Source organism: Streptomyces sp. NPDC001606, from assembly GCF_053596835.1.
In genome coordinates, this window is sequence record NZ_JBSFHC010000001.1 from 636,266 (window position 1) to 662,105 (window position 25,840).

General features: G+C 73.2%; 23 protein-coding genes. 17 read left to right on the forward strand and 6 right to left on the reverse strand.

Going from position 1 to position 25,840, the window contains the following annotated elements; all coding sequences use genetic code 11:
* Positions 1-15: 15 nt before the first annotated feature.
* The 7 genes from ACWCV9_RS02820 to ACWCV9_RS02850 are packed head-to-tail and all read left to right on the forward strand — an operon-like array spanning position 16 to position 6,506.
* Positions 16-771: a CoA transferase subunit A gene (locus ACWCV9_RS02820; protein ID WP_450783889.1), complete on the forward strand. Its 756-nt coding sequence runs from the start codon at positions 16-18 to the stop codon at positions 769-771.
* A complete protein-coding gene (locus ACWCV9_RS02825; protein WP_450783891.1) occupies positions 771-1,475 on the forward strand; it encodes a CoA transferase subunit B in 705 nt (234 codons plus the stop codon). The genes ACWCV9_RS02820 and ACWCV9_RS02825 overlap by 1 nt, the downstream gene beginning before the upstream one ends.
* The gene (gene pcaH / locus ACWCV9_RS02830) at positions 1,472-2,245 is read left to right on the forward strand and encodes a protocatechuate 3,4-dioxygenase subunit beta (protein WP_450783892.1); all 774 of its coding nucleotides are present in this window, start codon (positions 1,472-1,474) and stop codon (positions 2,243-2,245) included. Before ACWCV9_RS02825 ends, pcaH begins: the two co-directional genes overlap by 4 nt.
* Positions 2,242-2,811, forward strand: a complete 570-nt coding sequence (pcaG, locus tag ACWCV9_RS02835) for a protocatechuate 3,4-dioxygenase subunit alpha (protein WP_450783894.1) — start codon at positions 2,242-2,244, stop codon at positions 2,809-2,811. The genes pcaH and pcaG overlap by 4 nt, the downstream gene beginning before the upstream one ends.
* Positions 2,798-4,159 (forward strand): 3-carboxy-cis,cis-muconate cycloisomerase, encoded by a 1,362-nt coding sequence (gene pcaB, locus ACWCV9_RS02840; protein WP_450783895.1) that lies wholly within the window; start codon positions 2,798-2,800, stop codon positions 4,157-4,159. The genes pcaG and pcaB overlap by 14 nt, the downstream gene beginning before the upstream one ends.
* Positions 4,159-5,322, forward strand: coding sequence for a bifunctional 3-oxoadipate enol-lactonase/4-carboxymuconolactone decarboxylase PcaDC (gene pcaDC / locus ACWCV9_RS02845; RefSeq protein WP_450783897.1), 1,164 nt, complete (start codon positions 4,159-4,161; stop codon positions 5,320-5,322). The genes pcaB and pcaDC overlap by 1 nt, the downstream gene beginning before the upstream one ends.
* Positions 5,319-6,506 (forward strand): 4-hydroxybenzoate 3-monooxygenase, encoded by a 1,188-nt coding sequence (locus ACWCV9_RS02850; RefSeq protein ID WP_450783899.1) that lies wholly within the window; start codon positions 5,319-5,321, stop codon positions 6,504-6,506. Before pcaDC ends, ACWCV9_RS02850 begins: the two co-directional genes overlap by 4 nt.
* Before the next feature lie 33 nt (positions 6,507-6,539).
* Here ACWCV9_RS02850 and ACWCV9_RS02855 read toward each other — a convergent pair whose 3' ends face one another.
* A complete protein-coding gene (locus ACWCV9_RS02855) occupies positions 6,540-9,905 on the reverse strand; it encodes an NACHT domain-containing protein (RefSeq protein WP_450783900.1) in 3,366 nt (1,121 codons plus the stop codon).
* A 206-nt stretch (positions 9,906-10,111) separates the two neighbouring features.
* On the opposite strand from ACWCV9_RS02855, the gene ACWCV9_RS02860 reads away from it, so the two are divergent.
* Positions 10,112-11,563, forward strand: coding sequence for an amidase (locus ACWCV9_RS02860; protein WP_450783902.1), 1,452 nt, complete (start codon positions 10,112-10,114; stop codon positions 11,561-11,563).
* A 15-nt stretch (positions 11,564-11,578) separates the two neighbouring features.
* Here ACWCV9_RS02860 and ACWCV9_RS02865 read toward each other — a convergent pair whose 3' ends face one another.
* The 3 genes from ACWCV9_RS02865 to ACWCV9_RS02875 form a co-directional block, all read right to left on the reverse strand.
* Positions 11,579-12,979 (reverse strand): NAD(P)/FAD-dependent oxidoreductase, encoded by a 1,401-nt coding sequence (locus tag ACWCV9_RS02865; protein WP_450783904.1) that lies wholly within the window; start codon positions 12,977-12,979, stop codon positions 11,579-11,581.
* A 207-nt stretch (positions 12,980-13,186) separates the two neighbouring features.
* Complete coding sequence (locus ACWCV9_RS02870) at positions 13,187-14,125, reverse strand: sigma-70 family RNA polymerase sigma factor (protein ID WP_450783905.1); 939 nt, start codon at positions 14,123-14,125, stop codon at positions 13,187-13,189.
* A gap of 10 nt (positions 14,126-14,135) precedes the next feature.
* The gene (locus tag ACWCV9_RS02875; RefSeq protein ID WP_450783906.1) at positions 14,136-15,326 is read right to left on the reverse strand and encodes an NAD(P)/FAD-dependent oxidoreductase; all 1,191 of its coding nucleotides are present in this window, start codon (positions 15,324-15,326) and stop codon (positions 14,136-14,138) included.
* A 227-nt stretch (positions 15,327-15,553) separates the two neighbouring features.
* On the opposite strand from ACWCV9_RS02875, the gene ACWCV9_RS02880 reads away from it, so the two are divergent.
* The 5 genes from ACWCV9_RS02880 (at position 15,554) to ACWCV9_RS02900 (ending at position 20,696) form a co-directional block, all read left to right on the forward strand.
* Positions 15,554-17,566 carry an ATP-binding cassette domain-containing protein gene (locus ACWCV9_RS02880; RefSeq protein WP_450783907.1) on the forward strand — a complete coding sequence of 671 codons (2,013 nt, stop codon included), beginning with the start codon at positions 15,554-15,556 and terminating at the stop codon, positions 17,564-17,566.
* Between the two features lie 169 nt (positions 17,567-17,735).
* Entirely contained in the window at positions 17,736-18,548 is an 813-nt protein-coding gene (locus ACWCV9_RS02885) for a hypothetical protein (RefSeq protein ID WP_450783908.1), read from the forward strand.
* A gap of 117 nt (positions 18,549-18,665) precedes the next feature.
* Positions 18,666-18,842 (forward strand): hypothetical protein, encoded by a 177-nt coding sequence (locus tag ACWCV9_RS02890; RefSeq protein ID WP_450783909.1) that lies wholly within the window; start codon positions 18,666-18,668, stop codon positions 18,840-18,842.
* 240 nt (positions 18,843-19,082) lie between these two features.
* Positions 19,083-19,442 (forward strand): DUF488 domain-containing protein, encoded by a 360-nt coding sequence (locus ACWCV9_RS02895; protein ID WP_450783910.1) that lies wholly within the window; start codon positions 19,083-19,085, stop codon positions 19,440-19,442.
* A gap of 246 nt (positions 19,443-19,688) precedes the next feature.
* Positions 19,689-20,696: a hypothetical protein gene (locus tag ACWCV9_RS02900; protein ID WP_450783911.1), complete on the forward strand. Its 1,008-nt coding sequence runs from the start codon at positions 19,689-19,691 to the stop codon at positions 20,694-20,696.
* A 20-nt stretch (positions 20,697-20,716) separates the two neighbouring features.
* Here the strand turns inward: ACWCV9_RS02900 and ACWCV9_RS02905 are convergent, their stop codons facing one another.
* The gene (locus ACWCV9_RS02905; protein WP_450783912.1) at positions 20,717-21,595 is read right to left on the reverse strand and encodes a GNAT family N-acetyltransferase; all 879 of its coding nucleotides are present in this window, start codon (positions 21,593-21,595) and stop codon (positions 20,717-20,719) included.
* 42 nt (positions 21,596-21,637) lie between these two features.
* Positions 21,638-22,501, reverse strand: a complete 864-nt coding sequence (locus tag ACWCV9_RS02910; RefSeq protein ID WP_450783914.1) for an esterase/lipase family protein — start codon at positions 22,499-22,501, stop codon at positions 21,638-21,640.
* A gap of 258 nt (positions 22,502-22,759) precedes the next feature.
* Between ACWCV9_RS02910 and ACWCV9_RS02915 the strand changes: the two genes are divergently transcribed.
* The 4 genes from ACWCV9_RS02915 (at position 22,760) to ACWCV9_RS02930 (ending at position 25,781) form a co-directional block, all read left to right on the forward strand.
* Positions 22,760-23,101, forward strand: coding sequence for an ArsR/SmtB family transcription factor (locus tag ACWCV9_RS02915; protein WP_450783915.1), 342 nt, complete (start codon positions 22,760-22,762; stop codon positions 23,099-23,101).
* A gap of 2 nt (positions 23,102-23,103) precedes the next feature.
* Complete coding sequence (locus ACWCV9_RS02920; RefSeq protein WP_450784234.1) at positions 23,104-24,831, forward strand: SulP family inorganic anion transporter; 1,728 nt, start codon at positions 23,104-23,106, stop codon at positions 24,829-24,831.
* Positions 24,832-24,895: 64 nt separating this feature from the next.
* Positions 24,896-25,321, forward strand: coding sequence for an ATP-binding protein (locus ACWCV9_RS02925; protein WP_450783917.1), 426 nt, complete (start codon positions 24,896-24,898; stop codon positions 25,319-25,321).
* Positions 25,322-25,379: 58 nt separating this feature from the next.
* Positions 25,380-25,781 carry an anti-sigma factor antagonist gene (locus ACWCV9_RS02930; RefSeq protein ID WP_450783918.1) on the forward strand — a complete coding sequence of 134 codons (402 nt, stop codon included), beginning with the start codon at positions 25,380-25,382 and terminating at the stop codon, positions 25,779-25,781.
* Positions 25,782-25,840: the final 59 nt, after the last annotated feature.

The following is a 25,840-nucleotide window of genomic DNA, read 5'->3' on the forward strand; positions in this document are numbered from 1 at the left end:
AACGGACGGACGTCAATGGACAAGGTGGTTCCCTCGGCCGAGGCGGCCGTCGCCGACATAGGCGACGGCGCTTCGCTGGCCGTGGGCGGATTCGGGCTCAGCGGAGTCCCGAACGTACTCATCGACGCGCTCCACCGGCAGGGCGCCGGCCGCCTGAGCGTCGTATCGAACAACTGCGGTGTGGACGGCGGAGGTCTCGGGACGCTGCTCGCCTCGGGGCGGATCGCGCGGGTCGTCGGCTCGTACGTCGGTGACAACAAGGAGTTCGCCCGCCAGTACCTCAGCGGCGAGCTGGAGCTCGAACTCACGCCTCAGGGCACGCTCGCCGAGCGGCTGCGGGCCGGTGGCGCGGGCATCCCCGCCTTCTACACCGCGGCCGGGGTGGGCACCCTGGTCGCCGAGGGCGGACTGCCCTGGCGGTACGCCGCCGACGGGAGCGTCGCCGTCGCCTCGCCGGCCAAGGAGGTGCGCGACTTCGACGGGCGCCCGTACGTCCTGGAGCACGGCATCACCACCGACTTCGCGCTGGTCCGCGCCGCCCGGGGCGACCGCCACGGAAACCTGGTGTTCGCCAAGGCGGCGCGCAACTTCAACCCGCTCGCCGCGATGGCCGGCCGGGTCGCGATCGCCGAGGTCGAACAGCTCGTCGAGCCCGGCGAGATCGATCCGGACGAGGTGCACCTGCCCGGCGTCTTCGTGCAGCGCGTCCTGGAACTGACCGCAGAGCAGGCCGCCGACAAGGGCGTGGAGAAGAGGACGGTGCGCGGCTGATGCCCTGGACACGCGACGAGATGGCGGCCCGCGCGGCCCGTGAACTGCCCGACGGCGGCTATGTCAACCTCGGCATCGGGCTGCCCACCCGGATCCCCGGCCACCTGCCCGACGGCGTCGACGTCGTCCTCCAGTCGGAGAACGGCCTCCTCGGCGTGGGCCCCTACCCGACCGAGGACGAGGTCGACCCCGACCTGATCAACGCCGGCATGGAGACCGTCACCACCGTCCCCGGCGCGGCGTTCTTCGACTCCGCGCTGTCCTTCGGCATGATCCGCGGCGGCCACATCGACGTCGCCGTGCTGGGCGCGATGCAGGTCTCCGCCCAGGGCGACCTCGCCAACTGGGCCGTCCCCGGCAAGATGATCAAGGGGATGGGCGGGGCGATGGATCTCGTGCACGGCACCCGCAGGGTCATCGTGCTGATGGAGCACACCGCCAAGGACGGCTCCGCGAAACTCGTGGACCGCTGCACCCTGCCGCTCACCGGCCGGGCTTGCGTCCACCGGATCATCACCGACCTCTGCGTCCTCGACGTCACCGAGGACGGACTGCGCCTGGTCGAGCTGGCGCCCGGGGTCACTCCCGAGGAGGTCCGCCGGCGCACCGCCACCGAGGTGCACGGCCTCGACGCCGTCCGCACCGGCGAGGACAACCGCAACGTCGGGCCAGACACTGGCCCTCGTCCTGGAGCGCTGACATGACACACCCGCACCCGCCCCGGCAGGCCCACGTCCCGGACCAGGCGACCATCGACGCCGAGATGGCCGCCGTACGCCCCAGCGGTGCCGTCCATCCCGACCGCGCCTACCCGCCGTACCGCAGCAGCGTGCAGCGCCACCCCCGGCACTCCCCCGTCACCGTCCAGGGCGATCCCGACGCCCTGGAACTCACCGGCCCCGTCTTCGGGGTCACCGACGTCACCGCCCTCGACTCCGATCTCACGCGGCAGCACGCGAACGAGCCGCAGGGCGAGCGGATCACGGTCAGCGGACGGGTCCTCGACCGTCAAGGGCGCCCGGTCCGAGGCCAGTTGGTGGAGATATGGCAGGCCAACGCCTCCGGCCGGTACGCCCATCAGCTCGACCAGCACCCGGCGCAGCTCGACCCGAACTTCACCGGCGTGGGCCGCTGCCTGACCGACGACCAGGGCCGCTACCACTTCACCACGATCAAGCCCGGCGCCTATCCATGGCGCAACCACCGCAACGCGTGGCGCCCCGCCCACATCCACTTCTCCCTCTTCGGCACCGCCTTCACCCAACGGCTGGTCACCCAGATGTACTTCCCGGGCGACCCGCTGCTCCGGTACGACCCGATCTTCCGGTCGGTCACCGACGCCGCCGCCCGCGACCGCCTCGTGGCGGCCTACGACCACGATCTGTCCCGCCCCGAGTTCTCGCTCGGCTACCGCTGGGACATCGTGCTCGACGGTCCCGCCGCCACCTGGGCCGAAGGAGACCCGCAGCCGTGACACCGCACGGAGGACTCACCGCCTCCCAGACCGTCGGGCCTTTCTACGGGTACGCGCTGCCGTTCGCCGGCGGCGGCGACATCGCACCCGCGGGAGACCCGCGGACCATCACCCTGCACGGTGTCGTACGCGACGGCGCCGGCGCGCCCGTTCCCGACGCGCTCCTGGAGTTCTGGCAGGCCGCCCCGGACGGCTCGCGCACCGGAGCGCCCGGCTCCCTGCGCCGCGACCCCGTCACCGGCGCGGTCATCGGCCGCGACGGCACCACCTTCACCGGGTTCGGACGCGTCCCGACCGACGCCGACGGCCACTACGCCGTCCGCACCCTGCCGCCGAGCCCCGACGCGCCGTACCTCAGCGTGATCGTCTTCGCGCGCGGGCTGCTGCACCACCTCCACACCCGCGCCTACCTGCCCGGGCACCCGGACGACGCGCTGCTCGCCGGGCTCCCCGAGCACCGGCGGGCCACCCTGGTCGCCGCCGAGGAGCGGGACCGGGTGCACCGCTTCGACATCAGGCTCCAGGGGGACGACACCGAGGAGACGGTCTTCCTTGAGTTCCGCTGACACCCCCGCTGACCCCACCGCCCACGACCCGTCCGACGTCGGACTGCTGTCCCCCGGCTGGGCCGGCTCGCCCGTGGCGGCGGCGACCGGCGACCGCGCCTTCCTCCAGGCCATGCTGGACGCCGAGGTGGCCCTCGCCGACGCCCTGGGCGCACCGGAGTCCGTACGGAGCGAGATCGGGGCGGCGGCGCTCGCCGACCGCTTCGACCTGCGCGCCCTCGCCGAGCGGGCGCGCGCGGGCGGCAACCCGGTGATCCCCCTCGTCGCCGACCTCCGTGCGGCGGTGAGCGACGAGGCGGCCGCCTGGGTGCACCGGGGCGCCACCAGCCAGGACATCCTGGACACCGCGCTCATGCTGGTCGCCCACCGCGCCCGAGCGCTCCTCCTCGCCGACCTCGACACCACCGCCGAGGCCCTGGCGCGGCTCGCCACGGCCCACCGGAGCACGCCCATGCCGGGCCGTACGCTCACCCAGCACGCCGTGCCGACCTCGTTCGGCCTCAAGGCGGCCGGCTGGCGCCATCTGGTCCTGGACGCCAGAGACCGCCTCGCCTCGCTCGTCCTGCCCGCGCAGCTGGGCGGGGCGGCCGGCACGCTCGCCGCTCTCGACGGCCGTGTCGACCTGCTCGCCGCCTACGCCGCCCGCACCGGCCTCGCCGAACCCCTGCTTCCCTGGCACGTGCTGCGCACGCCCGTCGCCGAGCTGGGCACGGCCCTGGCCCTGGCAGGCGGCGCGCTGGGCAAGCTCGCGGCCGACGTGCTGCTCCTCTCCCGCACCGAGACCGCTGAGGTGAGCGAGGGCACGGGCGGCGGTTCCAACGCGCTGCCGCACAAGGCCAACCCGGTCCGGGCCACCCTGATCGCCGCCGCGGCACGCCGCCTTCCGCAGCACGCCGCGGTGCTGCTGTCGTCGCTCGCGGCCGAGGACGAGCGCCCCGCCGGCGCCTGGCACGCCGAGTGGCAGACGCTCCGCGACGCGCTGCGCCTGGCGGGCGGCGCCGCCCGGGACGCGGCCGAACTCACCGCGGGACTGCGGGTCCACGAGGACGCCATGCGCGCCGACCTGGACCTGACCGAGGGCCTGATCGTCTCCGAACGACTGGTGGCGGCCCTCGCGGAGTCCGTCGGCCGGCCCCTGGCACAGCGGCTGCTCACGGACGCCGCACGCGACGCCGCGACCGGCCCGCGGCCGCTGGCGGACGTCCTGGCGGCCCTGCCCGCCATACGCGACGCGCTCGGCCCGGACCGGCTGCACGACCTGCTGGACCCCACGCGGTACCTGGGCGCCGCGCCTGAACTGACGGACCGTGCGCTGGAGCGTACGGCACACCCCCACAAGGAGAGCTGATGCCTCTTCTGCACCATGTCGTCGAGGGCCGCCCCGACGCGCCCCCACTCCTCCTCGGCCCGTCGCTGGGCACCAGCCTCCGGCTGTGGGAGGCGCAGGTGCCGGTGCTGGCCCGCGGCCGACGGGTCGTCCGGTACGACCTTCCCGGGCACGGCGGCTCCCCGGCGTCCCTGCTGCGGGAGAACTCCGTCGCCGCGCTCGGCGGCCTCGTCCTCGACCTGGCGGACGCGCTCGGCGTGGATCGGTTCGCGTACGCCGGGGTGTCCCTGGGCGGCGCGGTCGGCGCCTGGCTCGCCGTCCACCACCCCCAGCGCGTCGCGTCGCTGGCCCTGGTGTGCACCTCGGCCCGCTTCGGCGAGCCGGCCGCCTGGCGCGAGCGGGCCGCCCGCGTCCGCTCCGAGGGCGTGGCGTGGCTCGCCGACTCGGCTCCGGCCCGCTGGTTCGCGCCCGGGTTCGAGGGCACGGAAGCCACCCGGGCGCTGGTCGCCGACCAGCGGGCCGCCTCGCCCGCCGGTTACGCCGCGTGCTGCGACGCCCTGGCCTCGTACGACCTCGGTGACCGGCTCGACCGGATCACCGCCCCCACCCTGGTGATCGCCGGCCGGCAGGACACGGCCACACCGCCCGCGCATGCGCGCCGGCTCGCCGACGGCATCGCCCGGTCCACCCTCCTGGAGATCGACGGCGCCGGCCACCTGGCGCCGGCCGAGCAGCCGGCCCGGGTACTGACGGCGCTGACGGGCCACTTCGGCATCACCGCGCACGGGGACGGGACGGCCGTACGGCGCGCGGTGCTCGGTGAGCAGCACGTGGCGCGGGCCACCGCTGCCACCACCGCCTTCACCGCGCCGTTCCAGGACTTCATCACCCGCTACGCCTGGGCGGAGATCTGGACCCGGCCCGGTCTCGACCGCCGGACCCGGAGCTGCATCACCCTCACCGCCCTGGTCGCCCGCGGGCACTACGAGGAACTGGCCCTGCACATCCGCGCGGCCCGCAGGAACGGCCTCACGGTCGACGAGATCCAGGAGGTGCTGCTGCACAGCGCGGTGTACTGCGGCGTGCCCGCCGCCAACCAGGCCTTCGCCGTCGCCGACCGCGTCCTCGCCGAACTCGACGACCTCGACGACCTCGACGACCTCGACGAAGAGTGCGCCTCATGACGATCCCCTCCCACACCACGGTCGCCGTCGTCGGCGGCGGCCCGGCGGGGCTGCTGCTCGCCCGGCTGCTGCATCGCGCCGGCGTCGACTGCGTGGTCCTGGAGTCCCGGGACCGGGCCTACGTCGAGCAGCGGCAGCGCGCCGGCATCCTCGAGCAGGGCACGGTCGACGCCCTGCGCGACTGCGGTGCGGCCGAGCGGCTGGACCGCGAAGGCCTGGTGCACAACGGCGTGGAACTGCGCTGGGGGCGCCGCGGCCACCGGATCGACTTCCCGTCGCTCACCGGTGGCCGCCGGGTCTGGGTGTACGCGCAGACCGAGGTCGTCAAGGACTTGATCGCCCTCCAACTGGCGGACGGGGCACCCCTGTTGTTCGAGGCCGAGGCCAGCGCGGTGACCGGAGCGGACACCGGGCGGCCCGTCGTCCACTACATCCACGAGGGCGTCGCGCGGAGCCTGGACTGCGCGTTCGTGGTGGGCTGCGACGGGTTCCACGGTGTCGTCCGCAAGGCGATACCCAAAGGCGCACTGCGGACCTGTGAGCGGGTCTACCCGTACTCGTGGTTCGGCATCCTCGCCGACGCACCGCCGGCCTGCGACGAGCTGATCTATGCCCACTCACCGCGCGGCTTCGCCCTGCACAGCATGCGCTCGCCCTCGGTGAGCCGGCTCTACCTCCAGGTCCCGAACGGCACCGATCCCGCCGCCTGGAGCGACGAGCAGATCTGGGACGAGCTGGAGGAACGCTTCGCCGTCGACGGGCCATGGCGCCTCAACCGCGGCCCCATCACCCAGCGTGCCGTCCTGCCGCTGCGCAGCCAGGTCACGGAGCCGATGCGCTGGGGCCGCATCTTCCTGGCCGGCGACGCCGCGCACATCGTCCCCCCGACCGGCGCCAAGGGCCTCAACCTCGCCGCCTCCGACGTCGTCGTGCTCGCCCGCGCCTTCACCGACTGGGCCGCCACCGGCTCGAGGGCCGCGCTCGACGCCTACTCGGACACCTGCCTTCGGCGGGTCTGGCGGGCGGAGCACTTCTCCTGGTTCATGACGACGACGATGCACACGGCCCCGGACCAGAACCCGTTCGACACCAAGCTGCAACTCTCCCAGCTCGACCGGATCGCCACCTCCCCGCACGCGGCGGCGGAACTGGCGGAGAACTACGCGGGTCTCCCCGTGGCCTGACCCGCCCCGGGCGGCACCGGCCGTCCGGGCCGGCTACTTGGACGGCGTGCGGGTGCGCTCTGCCATCTCTTTCCAGAAGCGGCGCAGTTTGCGGCTGCTCATCCCCTGCCAGCCCGCTCTCTTGCGTCGGGGTCTTCGCCCGGACACCAGTGTCAGCTGCTGCCGGCAGAAGGGCTCACGCAGTTCACCGGCCGGCTGCTCCCCCTTCGCGGGATAGGGACACAGCTCGAACTTGCAGCCGCGCAGGCAGCATGTGCCGGGCGCGGCCTTACCCGGCATGCCGACGGTTCGGTCGGGATGGAGAGCCGTCCGATCCGACGTGAGGCAGGGTGGCAGTTCCGTCCGGTTGGTCCGCTGGAGACGCTCGTCGACCGAGACTCCGTCCCGTTCCGTGAGATTGAGCAGCAGCAGTACGTCGGCGAGGAGTTGCTGGGCCCGTGGGTGCAGCGTGCTCCAGCCCACGGACGGGGGGATCCACAGGTTGTGTTTGCGATAGACCTTCGGATCCGCGGGACTCGAGCCGATCTTCAGAGTGGCCCCCGTCTCGTCGATCCAGATGAACCGCTCCGGATGCCCGGTCTGAAGCGCCAGTGCCGCGAGGTCCCCGGCCTCGGCGACGAAGGGGTGCAGGCGCTTTCCGCCCTTCACCGTCAGTTCGTCGGCGGGCCGGTCTCCGGGAGCCTGCTCGCAGCCGGCCATGCTCAGCCAGCGCTCCACGGCCCGCAGCGACTCGGCCCCGAGCCGGCTCCCGTCGTCCGCGCTGTCGGGGTCGTCGTCGCTGTCCTGAAGCTCCCACAGGCACAGCGCGTGGATGAGCGTGAGCTGCGAGTACCAGTAGCGTGCGTGGGTGAGCATGCGTTCCGCCTGCTCGATCAGGAACTCGCGGGTCTCGTTGGAGGTCGCGGGGTGCCGCCTGCGGCGGTTCGCAGCCCCCTTGAACCCCTGAGCGAGAGCGATCTCCAGAGATATGGGAAGGTCTGCCCGTCCGGTCGCGGCGTCGGGGACCAGATGCCGCAGCCAGAGATCCATACGCTCCCTGGCCACACTCCTGCGGTCGACGCCCACGGAACCCACCACCATGGGAACCAGCCACGCCCTGGTGACGAACTGGCGCCAGATTTCGACCGCGTCGGTCGGCTTCTCCGTCTGCTGCCGGGCCGGAGGGCTCAGCTTCTTCTCGCGTTCCAGCCCCTCCGCGTATTTCTGGTCGGCCATGGCCTTTCTGTACTGCTCCCAGGGATCGTCGGTTTCGGAGTCCGAGTCCTCCCTCTTCTTCGGCCAGGGAAAGAGCTGGCGCACGGCGTCGAACGCGTTGTCCCCTCCCGCGCCCATCTCCTGGGCGATGGCAAGCCTGACGGGATAGCTGGGCTCTTTCCAGCTGATCCTCATCAGATCGCTGTAAGCCGGTTTCTCCCATGTCTGGGAATCCTCACCCTTGGCTGCCTCGTCCAGTCGGCGCGCCGCCTCGCCGAAGCGCTGCACGAGCCTCAGCTTCGCGTCGTTGAGTGTCCTCGCGTCGCCGCCCTTGAGTTCCGGCCAGCGCTCCCGAACTCTGCGCGCGATATCCGCATGAGCCGAGTCGCCGATCTTACCGGTGTCGATCTCCAGTGCCGCCGCGTACAGCTCGAACGCCTTCTCGTCCTCGCGGCCTTCGGCAGCCTTGAGGAGCAGGTCCACAGTGGACCGCTGCGGCGCCTCCCCGTTGTGCCGCGAACGCATGATCAATGCGATGAGGAGTTCACGAGCCGGGTCGGCCAGTGCCTCCTTGAGAACGGAATCGGAATTCTCCTGGACAGCGTCGAGGAAACTGGAGCCGAGATATGCCTGGAGAATACTGTGTGGAAACCTCACCTTGTGGCTGTACGCCTCCACCAGGCCAAGCTGATCCCCTTGCGCCGCAAATCGCGACAAGGTAGCTCGCCAGCACCCCTCCGAGGCGTCACGCCCCGGCAGGCCGCTGACCCGCTTTCTCAATTCGTTGACGATCGCCGGATAGCGAATCTCCGGATACCGCCACCCTCTCTTTTTGCCGCTCCAGTTGACCAGCTCGGCGAAATTGACCTCCTGCCGGTCCCGGAGCAGGCCGATACACGCCATGGCCGAGATGACCTCGACGGTTCTCACCCGTTGCTCGTGCGGGATGTCGAAGCGCTCGCGCAGATGGCCACGGACCAGGGCGTCGACCCATGACCGCAGCAGCCGCAGCCGGAGTCCCGCGCGGTCACCGCCCCGCGTGTCCATCTCCCCCCGGTCGCGGGCGCCCTCGTAGTGCTCGAGCAGTTGGCGCTGTTTGAGCTGACGGGCGACCTGCAAATACAGGGGCGACTCCGCGACGGCGGCCGTCTCCACGATCCAGTCCAGCCGCCGGCCCTCGGCACCGGAGTTCTGCTGCCCCAGGTAGGTGAGCGCGGCCTCGTCGCTGAGCGGCTCCAGATCGATCACGGCCGCCCGTGTGGCTTCGACCGCGGCATGCGGGCGTGAGGCGATCACCAGCGGAATCCCCTGCTGCTCCGCTCGTTCGATGGCGCAGCGGATCAGTCCGTCCCGCTCCGCCTGGCGATCGTCGTCGCTGAACGCCTCTTCCAGTCCGTCCGCGATGACGACAACCTTGTCGTCCATGCAGAGCTGTCGCCAGATACGTTCGGCCTGCGCTCTGGAAATCACCCCTGGGTCCACCAGGTCACAGAACCGCTTTTTGGCCATTTCGCTGAAATTCAGCTCGCTACAGTCGAGGTCGACTCTCCGCAGATGGATGGGAACGGGAAGTACTCCCTTTTTGGCCAGTACCTGCGTCAGCTGGACGAGTACCGCCGTCTTTCCGCTGCCGACGCCACCGACGAGCAGATACGGCCGACGCCAGCGACGGTTGCGAAGAGCCTGGGCCATCACCGAGCACAGCTCTTCCCGGCCGACGACCTCGTCGACTATCGTCCCCGCCGTCGGCACCAGTTTCCGCGGGGTCTTCCTGGCGGTGCGACGCACCCGATGGATCGTCTTGACATATCGCAGAGTGAGAAACGTCGCGAGACTCAGGGCAAGGGCGAGAAATGGCGTGGCGAAACTGATGACGACACCACAGGATTCAGTCTTGCGTTCACAGCGATGGTCAACAGCACCAGGTTGGTTGTTGACGATCACATAGATGGCCCACGCCAGCCAGCCCAAAAACAGAACTGCGGCACAGTAGGACAATATCCTGATATACGTCGCGGGCGTCCTCCGCAGGCGCCAACGCCGGGCGAGCGGGACCCTGCGCTTGGCTTCCCGTTTAATTCGAAACATTCTGGATCTCTGGGGCCAGTAAGTGCCCACCCGAGACCAGAACCGTTTCCCGTGCAGACGGAGCGACTCGTTCGCCGGCCGGTACTTCCCTTCAGGGCGCCGGATGATCTGACTCATCTTGGCCTTCCCTCGGTGACCCGACTGGGTTGGTGCCAGGAACCAGGCTACGCGGTCCGGGGTGACCCCGCACCTCGCCATCGATGCGGATGCGAATCCGTAAATCTTCCGTGGAGGAAAATCGCAGAGAACCCCGAAATGCGGGAAATTGCGTTGCGTGAAACGGTGTTTCGTGGCCTGCGCGAGAGGCCGGTACGGTCCGGATCATGGAGTGGACCTTTCAGACGGCCGCGGAACTCGCGGCTGCCATGCGTGCCGGTGACGTGTCCTCGGCGGAACTGACCGACCAGGCGATCGCCCGTATCGAGCGGGACGACACGGCGGTCAACGCGATCTGTGTGCCGGACTTCGACCGTGCGCGGGCCGCCGCGCGCGATGCCGACCGGGCGCGCGCCCGCGGTGAGGACCGGCCGCTGCTCGGCATCCCGGTGACGGTCAAGGAGTCGTACGACATCGCCGGACTGCCCACGACCTGGGGCATGCCCCAGCACCGGGACCACATACCGGCCGAGGACGCGGTGCAGGTGTCGCGGCTCAGGGCCGCGGGCGCGGTGGTGCTCGGCAAGACCAATGTGCCCCTGGGGCTCCAGGACATACAGAGCTTCAACGACCTCTACGGCACCACCAACAACCCGTGGGACCACTGCCGTACGGCGGGCGGGTCCTCCGGCGGATCGTCGGCGGCCCTGGCGGCGGGGTTCGGTGCGCTGTCCATCGGCTCCGACATCGGCGGCTCGTTGCGCACCCCGGCACACTTCTGCGGTGTCTACGCGCACAAGCCGACCCTGGGGCTGGCGGCGAACCGCGGCATGGTCCCGCCGCCCGGGCCGGCGCTGCCGGTCGACCAGGACCTCGCCGTCGTCGGTCCGATGGCGCGCAGTGCCCGCGACCTCACGCTGCTGCTCGACGTGATGGCCGGTCCGGACCCGCTGACGCACGGTGTGGCGTACGACCTGAGACTGCCGCCCGCGCGCCACGAGCGGCTCCGCGACTTCCGGGTCCTGGTCCTGGAGGAGCATCCGTTCATCCCGACCGGCTCCGCCGTGCGGGCGGGCGTCGACCGGGTGGCCGAGGCGCTTGCCGACGGCGGCGCCCGCGTCGAACGGCACAGTCCGCTGCTGCCCGACCTGGCCGAAGCCGCGGTGGTCTACATGCAGTTGTGGTTCTCGGGTGCCGTCGCGCGTTTTCCCGACGCGGCGTACGAGCAGCTGCGGGGCCGTGTCGCCGGGCTGAGCGCGGACGACCGGAGTCTCCATGCGGAGCGGCTGCGCGGCATGGTGTTCAGCCACCGGGACTGGGTGGCGGCGAACAGCCGTCGAGAACTCCACCGGCAGGGCTGGCGGCGGCTCTTCGCAGAGTTCGACGCCGTGGTGTGTCCCATCACGCCCACCCCCGCGTTCCCGCACGACCACCATCCCGATCCGCTGGCACGCCGGATCGACATCGACGGCGTGGCGTACCCCTACCTCGACCAGCTGGTGTGGGCCGGTGTGGCGACCATGCCCGGGCTGCCCGCCACCGCCGTACCGGCGGGCCGGTCCCCCGAGGGTCTTCCGGTGGGAGTGCAGCTGATCGGCCCGATGTTCGAGGACCGCACCCCGCTGCGACTGGCCGAACTGCTCGAGGAGAGGATCGGCGGCTTCCAGGCACCACGGTAGGGCGGCGGCGCCGTCCTATCCCCGGCGCAGGCCCAGGCGGGGTTCCAGAGTCAGGCGCAGGCCGGCGATCGCCCGGTCGGGGGTGGTGGGCCAGGGGGTCAGTCGGCTCGCGCCATGGCCTCCGAGGCCCACGCGCCGGTGGCCGGGCAGGGGGTCGCGCAGGGCGTGGAAGAGGCGGGGCACGGTGTCGTCCCGGCTGTCGTGGAGGTCTTCGACACCGGTGACGATGTTGAGGAACGACTCGTGCAGACGCAGGGGCTGCTGGTCGCGGTGGCTCAGGTGCTGGGCGCGGCGGAAGTGGGCGTCGCGGCCCTGGTGGATGTCGTAGAAGGCGCCGACGAGGATGAGGAGGCGTTCGTAGGCGTGCTGGTAGGCGCCCTGTTGGAAGGAGGTCGCCTCGGCCTCGGTGGCTTCGTCGTGCAGGGCGGCGGCGATGGCCGCGGCGGAGAGCAGGCCGCTGTACATGGCGAGATGGACGCCGGTGGACAGCAGGGGGTCGAGGAAGCAGGCCGCGTCGCCGGCGGCGAACCAGCCCGGCCCGCTGAAGCGGTCGGCGGTGTAGGAGTAGTCGCTCTCCACCCGCAGCGCGGTGGTCTGTTCGGCGTCGGCCAGCAGGCGGGCCAGGGCGGGGGCGTGGAGCAGCCGGTCGGCGTAGAGCTGCTCGGTGCCGCCGAGCGCCTGCCGGGCCCGGGTGAAGGAGCGCTTGTCGGTGACCAGGCCGACGCTGAGGGTGCCGTCGTGCAGGGGGATGGCCCAGAACCAGCCGTGGTCGGGCAGGGAGTGCAGGCGGATCGCCCCGTCCGGCGCGTCCTCGGCGGCTGCGGCACCGCGCCAGTAGGTCCAGGTGGCGACGTTGCGGAAGGCGTCGTGGAACCGGCGTGTGCGTAAGTGCCGTGCGGTCACCAGCCCGGCGCGGCCGGAGGCGTCCACCAGGTACCGGAAGGCGATGCGGCCCTGCCGGCCGGCCCGGTCGGCCCAGGTGGCGGCGCTCGCCCGGCCGTCGGAGAGGTCGACGGTGCGGACCGCGGTCTCCTCGTGGACCCGTACGCCCTGGCCGCGGGCGTGTTCCAGCAGGGCGTGGTCGAACTCCGCGCGGACGACCTGGAAGCTGTAGGGCGCGTCGGGTCCGAGGTCGTCGAAGGTCAGCTGCCACTGCTGGCCGCCCCAGTCGTAGGAGGCGCCCTGTTTGCGGACGAAGCCGCGTTCCTCGATGGCCTCCCGGGCGCCGAGCAGGTCGAGCAGGGGCAGCAGGGACGGCAGGAGGGACTCCCCGATGTGGTAGCGGGGGAAACGATCCTTTTCCAGCAGGGTGACGTCGAAGCCCTCGCGGGCGAGCAGCGCGGCCGCCGTCGCGCCGGCCGGGCCGCCGCCCACGACCAGCACGTCCGTCTCCTCCATCGGTGGTACGTCGGGCATGGCGGCCTCCCCGGCTCGGGACTGCGTGACGCCGCCAGTGAACAGCCCCGCGCCGCCCGCCGGAAGACCGCCTGCCGCCGGCAGCTGTCCGGTGCCCTCGGCCTCGTGGCCTGGGCGGGAGTTGGGCCGCTCGGCCTCCTCGCGACCACGCGATCGGTCCGCCGGCGGACCAGCAGGACCCAGGTCACCCGGCTGTGCCGGCCCCGCTCACCAGGCGCTGACGACCGGCGCGTCGGCTCCGTGCTGCCGCCAGGCCGCGTCGAGGCGCGCGAGCCGGTGTGCGGCCGCGATGCCGTGCAGGGACGCGACCCTGCCGTCGCTGACGCCGAACGCCACGGCGCCCACGACCCGGTCGCCGACCACGGCGACGACGGCCGGGGAGCCGTTGACCAGCGCGGCATGCAGCGCGACCGAGCCTCCGGCCAGCCGCCGTTTGGCCTCGGTGGGCTTGAAGCCGGCCCGCACGAAGGTGGCGACCCGCTCGCGCGTGGTGTACCGCAGCAGCCGCCTGGCCAGCCCGGCGCCGTCGGAGACCGCGGTCACGTCGTCGGTGAGCATCGCCACCAGCCGTTCGGTGCGTCCCGACGTGGCGGCGGCGAGGAACTCCTCGACGATACGGCGCGCGGACGCGGCGTCCACCTCGCCGCCGCCCCGGCGCTCGGCGGCGACCCGGCGCCGGGCCCGGTGGGCGTGCTGCTGGCTCGCGGACTCGGTGATGTCGAGGATCGCGGCGATCTCGGCGTGGGGGTAGGAGAAGGCCTCGCGCAGGACGTACACGGCCCGCTCGACCGGCGAGAGTCGCTCCATCAGCATCAGGACCGCCAGGGACACCGACTCACGCTGCTCGACGGTGTCGGCGGGGCCGAGCATCGGGTCGCCCTCGAGCAGCGGCTCGGGCAGCCAGTCCCCGGCGGCGCGCTCATGGCGCGCCTGGGCCGAACGGAGCCGGTCCAGACAGAGGTTGGTGACGACCTTGGTCAGCCACGCCTCCGGCACCTCGACCGTCGCGCGGTCGGCGGCCTGCCAGCGCAGGAACGCGTCCTGTACGGCGTCCTCGGCGTCGGCGGCCGAGCCGAGCAGACGGTAGGCGAGCGAGGCCAGCCGGCCCCGGCTGGCCTCGAACCGGTCGATGGCTGCGGTGTCCATGCGGTGCAGCCTAGGCGGCGGCCGGCACCCCGGACCGGTCGGGGGCGGTGGCCAGACGGCGCCTGCGCTTCGGCATGCCGAAGGTCGGGTGGGCGACGCTCCACCCGGATCCCTTGAGCACGCCCGACTTGAGGAACGCGGCGGTCCGGCCGCCCAGGTACCAGGACTTGGACCGGACGTCTCCGTCCACCATCTGGAAGATCGCGTCCCGCTGCCCGAGGCTGATGTGGTTGCCGTAGTACTTCAGCCCGACGGCCGGGACCTCGGCGCCCGTGAGGCGGGCGACGATCGCGGCGGTCGCCTGCATGCCGGTGTAGCCGGCCGAGGCGCAGGACATCGGCATCGGACGGCCGTTCTCGCCGATCGCGTGGGCGCAGTCGCCGGCCGCGTAGACGTCCGGGTGCGAGACCGAGCGCATGGAACGGTCGACGACGATCTGGCCGGTCTCGGCGACCTCCAGACCGGCGGCGGCCGCGAGGGAGTCCACGGCGAACCCGGCCGACCACACGGTCACGTCGGCCGGGAGCGACCTGCCGTCGGCGGCGATCGCCCGGTCCGGCTCGACGGCTTCGATGCCGGTGTGTTCGTGGACGGTGACGCCGAGCCGGTCGAAGGCCTGGCGCAGGTGCCGGCGGGCCCGCGGGGAGAGCCAGGCGCCCAACTCGCCGCGGGCGGCGAGCGCGACCGACAGGTCGGGCCGGGACTCGGCGAACTCGGTGGCGGTCTCGATGCCGGTCAGTCCCTCCCCGACGACGAGCACGGTGCCGCCCCGGCCCAGGCCGGCCAGGCGCTCGCGCAGCCGCAGCGCCGAGGAGCGGCCGGTCACGTCGTAGCCGTATTCGGCCACCCCGGGGACGCCGTGGCGGGCCACGGAGCTGCCGAGCGTCCAGAGCAGCGTGTCGTAGGCGAGTTCGCCGTCGCCGTCCTCGCCGGTCACCGCGACGGTCCTGCGCTCGGGGTCGACGCCGGTGACCCGCGCCAGGCGCAGCCGTACGCCGGTGCCCGCGAAGACGTCGGCGAGCCCCTGGAACGCGAGGTCCTGGCCGCTCGCGAGCTGGTGGAGCCGCATCCGCTCGACGAAGTCGGGCGCGGCGTTGACGACGGTGATCTCGGTGTCGGCCGGGGAGAGCCGTCGGGCCAGGCTGCCGGCGCTGAAGGCCCCGGCGTATCCGGCGCCGAGGACGACGATGCGGTGCTTCATGACGATCGCTCCTGTCTCGTTCGCGTGCCCGTTGAACGAGACGGCGGCCCCTTTCCTGACAGGGGCCCGATGTGATGCGGGTCACCGGACCGAGGGCGGTGACCGAGCCTTCGGCGGGCGCCCCGGGCAGCCGGGAGCCGGTGCGGCAGTTTGCCCGGATCCGGCCGTTACGAGCCACGGCAAGCAGTCGTTTCCTTCAGCGTTCGACGACCGGCGGGGAGGACAGAGTGAGCGAACGGACCGGGGATCAGCCTCCCGCGGCGTCGGCCGGGGTGCCGCGGCCGCGCGCCGAGGACCTGCCGTTGCCGCCCGCGACGGTCGCGGCCATCGCGCAGCACGCGGACGACGGCGAGGAGATGGTCGAGGCCTGGTGGCTGCTGCACCAGGGCGCGTCCGCCCGCGCCGGCCTGGGGCAGATCCTGGCCGAACTGCCCCGCACCGTGCGGCGGGTGGGCGGCTTCGCATGGCGGGCGAGCCGGCCGGCCACCCTCGCCCTTGCGGTACTCCAGACCGCCTCGGCCGTGATGTCCGCGTTCGGGCTCGTCGCCACGGTCGGCGTGGCCCAGCACATCCTCGCCGACGGCCCCACCCCCGAGCGGGTGCGCGCCGCCGTTCCGCAGCTGGTCCTGGTGGTCGTCGTACTGTCGGTGCGCGCCCTGCTGGAGTACGGCGTCACCGTCGCCCAGGGCCGGCTGACGCCGCTGATCCGCGCCGCGCTGGAACGGGAGTTCTACCGGCTCACCTCGCATGTGGGGCTGGAGGCCGTGGACAGCCCGACCTGGCAGGACGACTGCTACCGGGCGCGCAACCAAGGGCTGCACCACGCACGGCAGATCGTCGGGCACGTGGTCACCCTCGCCTCCGCGGCGCTGGTGCTGATCGGCACCGCGAGCGTCCTCGCCGTCCTGCATCCGCTGCTGCTGGTCCTGCTCCCGCTCTCGGTCCTGCCGGTGGGCGCGGCGGCGGTGAAGTCGGCGAAGGCCCGCTTCCACAGTTTCCGCCGGTTCAACGAGATGTCCCGGCGCACCGAGGTGTTCTCCTGGCTGATGCTGGACCGGGACACCGCCGCGGAGCTGCGCTCCCACACCGCCCAGCAGGCGCTGCTGGACGAGCACGGCCGGCTGACCGAGCAGATCACCGCGGAGGACGTCCGGCTGAACCTCGCCGAGGCCCGGCTGTCGCTGATCGGCCGCAGCGCCGGCGGGATCGGGACGGGCGTCACCTACGTGGTGCTGGGCCTGATGCTGATCCACGGCTGGCTGCCGCTCGCCGCCGGTGCGGGCGCGGTGCTGGCGTTGCAGAGCGCCCGGTCCGCCATGACCCGGGTGGTGGACGTGGCCCACCTGCTGTACGAGACGAGCCTGTGGGTGGGCGACCTGCTGGAGCACCAGGAGCGCTGCCGCGGGGTGCTGCCGCGCCGGACCGGCGTGCCGGCCCCGCGGACGGTCGCGGCGATCACCTTCGACGACGTGCACTACACGTATCCCGGCAAGGACACGCCCGCTCTCGCCGGGATCAGCCTGACCCTGCGCGCCGGGCAGACCGTCGCGTTCGTCGGCGCGAACGGCTCGGGCAAGAGCACCTGCTCCAAGCTGCTGGCCGGCCTGTACGACCCCACCGAGGGCGAGATCCGCTGGGACGGGGTGCCGCTGACCCGGTACGACGCCGAGTCCGTCCAGGCCCGGGTCGCGTCCGTCCTCCAGGATCCGACGCGGTACCCGTTCTCCGCCCTGTCCAACATCACCGTCTCCCGCGGCACCCTCACCGAGGCGGATCCGGCCAGGGCCCTGGAGGCCGCCACCGCCTCGGGCGCGGACCGGGTGATCGCGTCCCTGCCCGGCACCTGGACCGCGACCCTGTCCAAGCGGTTCCGGGGCGGCCAGGAACTCTCGGCCGGCCAGTGGGCGAAGCTGGCCGTCGGCCGGGGCGAGTACAAGGACGGCCTGGTGCTGATCCTCGACGAGCCGACCGCGAGCATGGACCCGCGCGCCGAGCACGCCGTCTACCGGACCGTGCTGCGCGGCAAGCACCGCCCGGACCGCATCACCGTCCTGATCTCCCACCGCCTCGCCTCGGTCGTGGACTGCGACGCCATCTACGTCTTCGCCGACGGCCGGATCATCGAGGCGGGGACGCACGGCGAACTCATGGCACTCGGCGGCGAGTACGCGCAGATGTTCACCCTCCAGGCGGCCGCTTACCAGGCCGGCTCGTCCGCGGCGGAGGCGGCACCGGGATGAGCGGCCGCGGAGGCCGGCGGGGCACGTGCGGCGAAATGTCTTGAACGTTCCGGAGTAGCGCGTTTGCGGGGTCCCGAGGTGTGGGAGGCCGAGACATGGCAAAGACGCCGAGGGGTTCTGCGGGAAGGGGTACGGCATGGCCGGGTCGGGCTCTGGGGGTACCGCGGGCGTGGCGAGCGGCAAGGCGCGGTTCGACGACATCTACGACCGGCCGGACCCCCGTGCCTATTTCGGACGCCTGGCCCCGCTGGAGTACGAGATCCCGCACCATGCCCAGCAGGTCTTCCGGCGGGCCGCGGCCGAACGGGCGGCGCTGGCAGACGGCCGTCCGCGCCCGCCGGCGGTGCTGGACCTCTGCTGCTCGTACGGGATCAACGCCGCGCTGCTCAACCACGACGTGACGCTGGCGGAGATGTACGAGCGGTACACCTCCCCCGACTTCGAGAAGCTGTCGACGGCCGAGCTCGCGGCCCGGGACAAGGAGTTCTACGCCGAGCGGCGCCTCCCGGACGCCGTGGCGGTGGTCGGCCTGGACGTCTCGGCGCCCGCCGTCCGGTACGCGCTCGAGGTGGGCCTGCTCGACGACGGCTTCACCGACGACCTGGAGCAGGGCTCCCCCGGGCCCGGGCTGGCACGGGCGCTCCCGGAGGTCGGCCTCATCACGCTGACCGGCGGCGGCAGCTATGTCACCGCCCGGACGTTCACCGCGCTGCTGGAGGGGGCCCGCCGACCGCTGTGGGTCAGCGCGTTCGTGCTGCGGACGGTGTCGTACCACCCGATCGTGCGCACCCTGGCCGCACACGGACTGGGCACCACGGTCGAGGCCACCCGGACCTACCCCCAGCGTCTCTTCACCGACGAGCGGGAACAGCGGTACGCGATCGCGGCGGTGCGGGCGCTGGGCGGCGACCCCGCCGGGCGGGAGGCGGACGGCCGTTTCCACTGTCTGCACTACGAGTCACGGCCGGACCTGCTGCGGTGAGACACCGGTCGGGCTGCCCAGAGTCCCCGTGGCCCAGTGGCCCGGTCACGGGGCCGAAGGGCCCCTCCCGTCGGCCCCGGGCTCGCGGGGACAGTGGGTGCATGAGCCTCCTGGGAGGTGGGCACCGTGTGGTACTGGGACGGCGGCTGGGGTGGCGGCTGGGTCTGGATGGCCTTCATGCCCCTGCTGTGGATCGCCCTGATCGGTCTCGTCGTGTGGGCGGTGGCGCGTCTGACGCACCGCCCGGGCAGCGGCCGCCCCGACGGGGGCCGGGGCTGGGAGAGCCGCGAGTAGCGGGAGAGTCCGGAGGAGATCCTGGACCGCCGCTTCGCGTCCGGTGAGATGGACGCCGACGCCTACACCGCGGCGCGCGAACACCTGGCCGCCCACCGGCCGAAGCCCCCGTGACCGCGCCGAGGGGCCGCCTGCTGCCGGCCGGGAGGCTCGCCCGATCGGGTGAGCCGCCGTTACGGCGCTGTACCGGCGGGAACCCGGTGCGGGCCGGGACGGCCGATCGCTCGGGAGGATGTCGTCATGGCCCAGCAGATCACCTGTCACCGGGTCTACGAGGAGACCTCGCCCAGGGACGGCAAGCGGATCCTCGTGGACCGTGTCTGGCCGCGCGGGATGCGCAAGGAGGACGCACACCTGGACGAGTGGCTGCGCGATGTGGCCCCGTCGACCGAGCTGCGCCGCTGGTACGGCCATGAGCCCGGCCGCTTCGCCGAGTTCCGCCGCCGCTATCTGGCCGAGCTGGAGGACTCCGGACACCGGGAGGCCGCCGAGCATCTGCGGGATCTCGCCGCCCACGACAGGGTCACGCTCCTGACCGCCACCAAGGACGTGGACCACAGCCAGGCCGCCGTACTCGCCGAATGGCTGGGCGGAGCCTGACCCTCGCCCCGCGGGCGGCCCCGGATGGCGCAGCGCGCCCGACCGGACGTACGGCACGCGGTGCCTGAGCCGTCCGGGGCACGGCAGGCCCCGGACCCGCGCTTTCGACGGCGAGCCCGGCCGGCCGCGGGTGCCCGCGCCGACTGCCGTGGCAGCGGCGGGAGATGCGGGGGTGGACGGTTGGGGGCACGGTGGGGGCTGTGCCGGACTCCGGCCGATCCCTCCCGAGCATCCGAAGGAACCTTGATGTCCGTAGCCACAGACCTGCTCGTCCCGGCGCTGCGCGAGGTCCGCGAGACCAAGGCGGCGCTTGCCGACCGCTTCAAGGCCCATCTCGCCGTCACCCCGCCCGGTGAACACCGGGACGTGCTGGAGCGCCGCCTCGGAGACGCCCGCGGCCATGTGTACCGCCTCGACGAACGCCTGGACGTGCTCCAGCCCCGCGGGCTGGTGCAGAGCGTCCTGGGCGGCGCCTGGCAGCTCACCGGGCAGGCGGCCCGGCTGCCGTTCGACATGGCGGCGTCGGTCCCGGCCGCGGTGTTCCGCGGCCGCGGACCGGCCACCGAACTGCGGCTGCTGAAGAACGCCCAGGACGAGTACGCGGTCACCGCGCTGGCCCTCGTGGTGTGCCGGGCCGCCGAGCGCATCGCCCAGGAGACCGCGGACGGCGTCACGGTGGAGCTGCTCGACGCCATCCGCCGGGACGACGAGGAGACGCTGGAGGAGCTGGCCCACGCGGTCGAGCGGCACGCCGAGGCCGCGGTGGCGGCGACCGGGACCACGGCGGGGCCGGGCGTGGCCGGAGCCGCCCTGGCGGTGCGCGAGTGGAGCAGCTGGCTACGGGAGACCGCCGAGCGCATGCCGGGCGCCGACCGGCTCCAGGGCGCCCCGCGCGGGGCCCTGATCAGCGAGGACCAGCTGCCGATCACCGACTACCGCAGGCTCAGCACCAAGACGATCGTCGACCGGCTCCCCTACCTGCCGCAGACGGACCTGGCCATGGTCGGCGCCTACGAGCGGTCCCATGCGGGCCGCCCGGCCGTCCTGAGCCGGGTCGCCGCCCTGCTCGGTCCGGTGCCGTGGCCCGGCTACGACGGCATGACCGCGGAGGAGGTCGTCAAGCGGCTGAACGACGCCGGACCCGGACACTGCCGGCGGGTGCTGGACTACGAGCGGCGCCACCAGGGCCGTACCACCGTGATCAAGGCCGCGGAGCGGGCCGTGGAGAGGACCGCCGACCGGGTGCCCGCCTGACCGGCGGTACGGCCCGCACGTCACCCGGGCGGACCGGCGGCCGGGAGCTGCCGCAGCCGGTAGGTCCACAGCCGGTCCACGAGGGTGAAGCCGAAGGAGGCGAAGAGCCGGGCCGCGGCCTCGCGCTCCGGGGTGCCGTCGATGACGAGCGCGGCCTCGCAGGCGCCCTGCTCGGCCAGCAGGGCGAGGGCCTGGCCGAGCAGCCGGCGGCCGAGTCCCCGGCCCCGGTGGGTGGGGCGGGTCTCGATCCAGTACACGGTCGCGGTGCGGCCCGGTCCGGTGCCGACCACGGCCTCCGCGACCGGCTCGGCCCCGTCGTGGACGATCAGCCGGTGTCCCGGCGGGACCTCGCAGGGCAGGACGTCGGCGACCGGCGCCACCGGCGACGGCGCGGCGGGGAGCGTGCAGTGCAGATAGGCGCCCTGGCAGCGGCCGGTGAACCCGGCCGCCAGCAGGGCGTCATGGGTGGCGGCGCGACGGGTGCGGGGCAGGCCGCCCGGCCCCAGCGGACCCGGCGGGGCGGCGACGAACGCGTCGATCCGCGGGCAGTCGGCGAGTGCGGCCCGGGCGTGGCCGAGGAGAGCGCTCAGCACGGGCGGATCCTCCCGGCCGTACGCCCAGCAGATGACGCCCGTACGGGCGTCCGTCCACGCCACGTAGGCGATGACCCCGCGGGGGCGGTGCCCGGCCTCGGCCAGGACGCCGACCCGCGGCGGGGCCGGTGCGGTCCAGCCGGCGAGGGCGGGCGGGCCGCGCCGCGCGGCGGCCAGCTGCTCCGCCGTGCACGGCCGCTGCCCGGGCAGCCGGTCCGCCGCGACCAGTGCGCACACGCCCGGCTCGTCCTCGGTGCGGTACGGGCGTACGAGCGTGCCGGGGTCGGAGCTGGGTGCAGGGGCCATGATGTCGGTCCGCGGGGCGCCGGCGTGCCGGCGGCGGTGTGCTCACCGGCTCCGTTTCAGCGTCCTCCGGTTCGGCCCCGCTGTCACGGCCCCGGTCGCGCACCGGGGCGGAGACCCGGCGGTCACCGCGGCCCCGGCCGCGGTCAGCAGCGAGCGCATCTGCTCGATGACGGGCTGGTGCAGGGGCAGGGTCAGATGGCCCACCCCGGGCACGAGGACATTGCGTGCCTCGAGGTCGGGATGGTCGATCCGGCCCCGGGCCGCGGGTACGACGGCCTCGTCCAGGTCGCTGTAGAAGGCCACGAACCGGGTGCGGCAGCCCGCGGCCGGCTCCGCGAGTTCGGCCAGGACGTCGCTGCCCGGCCGCAGCTGGCGCAGCAGTGGATGGGGCGGGGCGAGCAGGGCGGTCGCCGTCCCGGTGTGCGGCGTCGCCAGGGTGATCAGCAGGGACACATACGCGTCACCGCCGAGCCGCTGCACGTAGTAGCGCGCGATCAGGCCGCCCAGGCTGTAGCCGATCAGGACCACGGACCGGCCGGTGCTGCGGGCGTGCGCCGCCTCGACCTGGTCGCCGAGCACCCGGGCCGCCGAGCGGATGTCGGGGCTGAGCGCCTTGTAGTCGACCGGGACGAAGGGGCCCACGCCGCAGCCGTCCAGGCCGCGGTGGAGCGAGGAGACCACCCACTCGCGGTCGGCCAGACCGTGCACCAGAAGCACCGGGACGGTGCTGACGGGGTCGTCCGGTGGAGCGGTGGCGTCGGCCGCCCGGGCGGCGCGGGGGTGACCGAGCCAGCCGGTCAGTGTCCCGACGCCCTCCTCGGCGATGTCGAGCGGTAGCCGGGCCAGTCGTACCGCCGCGCGGCCGGCCTCGACACCGAGACCGAGCACCGGCGACAGGCCCGGCACGGACAGCTGCGTTTCGAAGGAAGTGCTCGTAGCGGCTCACCTCCTCGGTTACGCCCCGAGGTGCCCCCCACCATGGCACGGAAAACGTGTGTCCGCCTCTTCAGGGCCGGTCACGCCCGAATCCCGGGCCCGGCGGCACATCAATGTGCGAACCCCCACTAAACGGATATCTGAATTGAAAAATTTTGCAATTGGTTAGATGCTGTCCTCGCTGTGCATGCCCCGGCGTGGGGCGCCGTCGGGGATGAGAGGCCCAGCGTGTCCGTACCGCTGTACCAGGCCAAGGCGGAGTTCTTCCGGATGCTCGGGCACCCCGTCCGGATACGGGTGCTGGAACTTCTCCAGGAGGGGCCCAAGCCTGTGCGGGAGCTGCTCGCCGCGATCGAGGTGGAGGCGTCGAGCCTGTCCCAGCAGCTGGCGGTGTTGCGCCGCTCCGGGATCGTCACGTCCGTGCGGGACGGGCAGGCGGTCGTGTACGAGCTGGCCGGCGGCGATGTCGCCGACCTGATGAAGGCCGCGCGCCGGATCCTCACCGAGATGCTCGCCGGGCGCAACGAACTCCTGGCAGAGCTACAGGAAGCCGAAGGCGCCGCCCGATGACCATGTCCCGCGCGCGGGCCGCCCTCGGGACCCGGATCACCTCGCTGCTGCCCTCGCGCGCCGACCTCGTCCAAGTGCGCCGCTCCCCCCGGCGGGACCTGCTGGCCGGGCTCACCGTCGCGATCGTGGCGCTGCCGCTCGCGCTCGGCTTCGGTGTCTCCTCCGGCCTCGGCGCCGAGGCGGGCCTCGCGACCGCCGTGGTGGCCGGTGCGCTGGCGGCGGTCTTCGGCGGTTCGAATCTCCAGGTGTCGGGGCCGACCGGCGCCATGACGGTGGTCCTCGTGCCGATCGTCGCCCGGTACGGCCCGACCGCGGTGCTCACCGTGGGGCTGATGGCCGGGGTCCTGCTCGTCGGCCTCGCCCTGCTCAGGGCCGGGCGGTACATGCGGTACGTACCGGCGTCCGTGGTCGAGGGCTTCACCCTCGGCATCGCCGGAGTGATCGGGCTCCAGCAGGTGCCGAACGCGCTCGGGGTGCCCAGGCCGGCGGGGGACAGGGTGCTCGTCGTCACCTGGCGCGCGGTCGAGGAGTTCGTGCAGGCACCGGACTGGACGGCCGTCGGTCTCGCGGCCGGCGTGGTCGTGCTCATGCTGGCCGGCGCGCGCCTGCGGCCGGCCGTGCCGTTCTCGATCGTGGCCGTGATCACCGCCACGGTCGTGGCCCAGGCCGCCGGGCTGGACGCGAAGCCGATCGGCGAGCTGCCCGCGGGGCTGCCCGCGCCATCCCTCTCCTTCCTCCACTCCGCCTCGCCGGCCTCGCTGCTCGCGCCGGCCGTGGCGGTGGCGGCGCTGGCCGCGCTGGAGTCGCTGATGTCCGCGGCCGCCGCCGACGCGATGACGGTCGGTCAGCGGCACGACCCGGACCGGGAACTGCTCGGCCAGGGCCTGGCCAACATCGCCGCGCCGCTGTTCGGCGGGGTCCCCGCGACCGGCGCGATCGCCCGCACCGCCGTCAACGTCCGTACCGGCGCCGGCTCCCGGCTTGCCTCCCTCACCCATGCCGCCGTCCTCGCCGTGATCGTCTTCGCCGCGGCGCCGCTGGTGTCGAAGATCCCGCTCGCGGCGCTGGCGGGCGTGCTGCTGGCCACCGCGATCCGGATGGTCGAGGTCGGCTCGCTGAAGGCGATGGCCAGGGCGACGCGCTCCGACGCCGTGATCCTGGTCCTGACCGCGGCCGCGACCCTCGCCCTCGATCTCGTCTACGCCGTCATCATCGGCCTGGTCGTCGCGGGCGCCCTGGCACTGCGCGCGGTGGCCGGGCAGGCTCGCCTGGAGCAGGTGCCGCTGGACCGCGGCGACCACAGCGCCGAGGAACACGCCCTGCTGGCCGAGCACATCGTGGCGTACCGGCTCGACGGGCCGCTGTTCTTCGCCGCCGCGCACCGGTTCCTGCTGGAGCTGGCCGAGGTCGCCGACGTACGGGTGGTGATCCTGCGCATGTCCCGGGTGTCGACCGTCGACGCCACCGGAGCGCTGGTCCTGAAGGACGCCGTGGAGAAGCTGCACCGGCGCGGCATCGCCGTGCTGGCCTCCGGCATACGTCCCGAACAGCGGCAGGTCCTCGAATCGGTCGGCGCGCTCGGGCTGTTCCGGCAGCAGGGCCGGGAGTACGCCACGACCCCGGAGGCGATCCGGGGAGCGCGGACCCATCTCGAGGGTGCGGGGCTGCTCCTGCCCGCCGTGCCGGCGCAGCAGACGCCGGCCGCGGCGCACGAGGAGGCCGTCCGATGAGCACGCCGGCCCGCGCGGGCACCCGCCGGCCCGTGGCCCTGTCCGGCCCGGTGGAGGAGAGATGATGGCCGAGGCTCTGGAACCCCTGCCCCGCCGGCATGTGCTCACGCTGCCCACCGAGCCGGCCGCGGCCCGCATCAGCCGGCAGACGACCGAACAGGCCCTCGTGGAGGGGGGCATCGGGCTGCGGCACCCTGCCGTGGACCCGGCGCTGCTCATCCTGGGCGAGCCGGTCACCCACGGCGTCCGGCACGCCGTCGCGCTCTCCCCGCAGCTCACGGTGGTCTCCGCGGCCGGCCGGGACTGCCTCGCCTTCGCCGTCCACGACCGCCACCCCTACCGGCCCCCGCTGTACGGCGCGCCCGCCGCTGCCGGGACCGGTGGTCTGGCCACCGTCGCGGAACCCACCCTCGGCCTGGGCGGCACCGCGGTCGTCCGCCCGGACGCCGACGGCCGAGGCAAGAGCATCCGGATCACCCTGCCCCTGTGACCCGGCCCCGAGCCGCATCTCCCCGTACCACCCACCGCACAAGGACAATCCCCCGCGCATGACCATCGACTGGCGCTACACCATCGAGCAGAACCTCGGTGTCCTCTCCGTCGCCGGCTGTCTCGGCCCGGACGCGGTCCATCGCTTCGGCGGCGCGATCGGCTGGGTCATGGCCCGTGGCACCGGGCCGGTCGTCCTCGACCTGACCGAGCTGCGCAGCTGGTCCGCGGAGGGTCAGCTGGCCATCCGCGAGGCCGCGCGCCGCCTCGCCGGCTCCGGCCGCAGACTGGAACTGGCCGCCATCCCCGCCGACGGCTCGCTCGTCCCGGCCGGCGACTGCCCGGACATGCCCGTGCACTGCGACCTGGCCGCCGCCCGCGCCGCCCATGGCCGGGGGGTGCCGGCTGCCGGACGGCAGCCGGAGCAGCAGGAGTGGCGCACCGACGGCTGGCCCGCCTGACGCGCTCGCCCCCTTTCCTGCGTTTCCCCGTATCTCCCCGCATCCATCAGCACACCCAG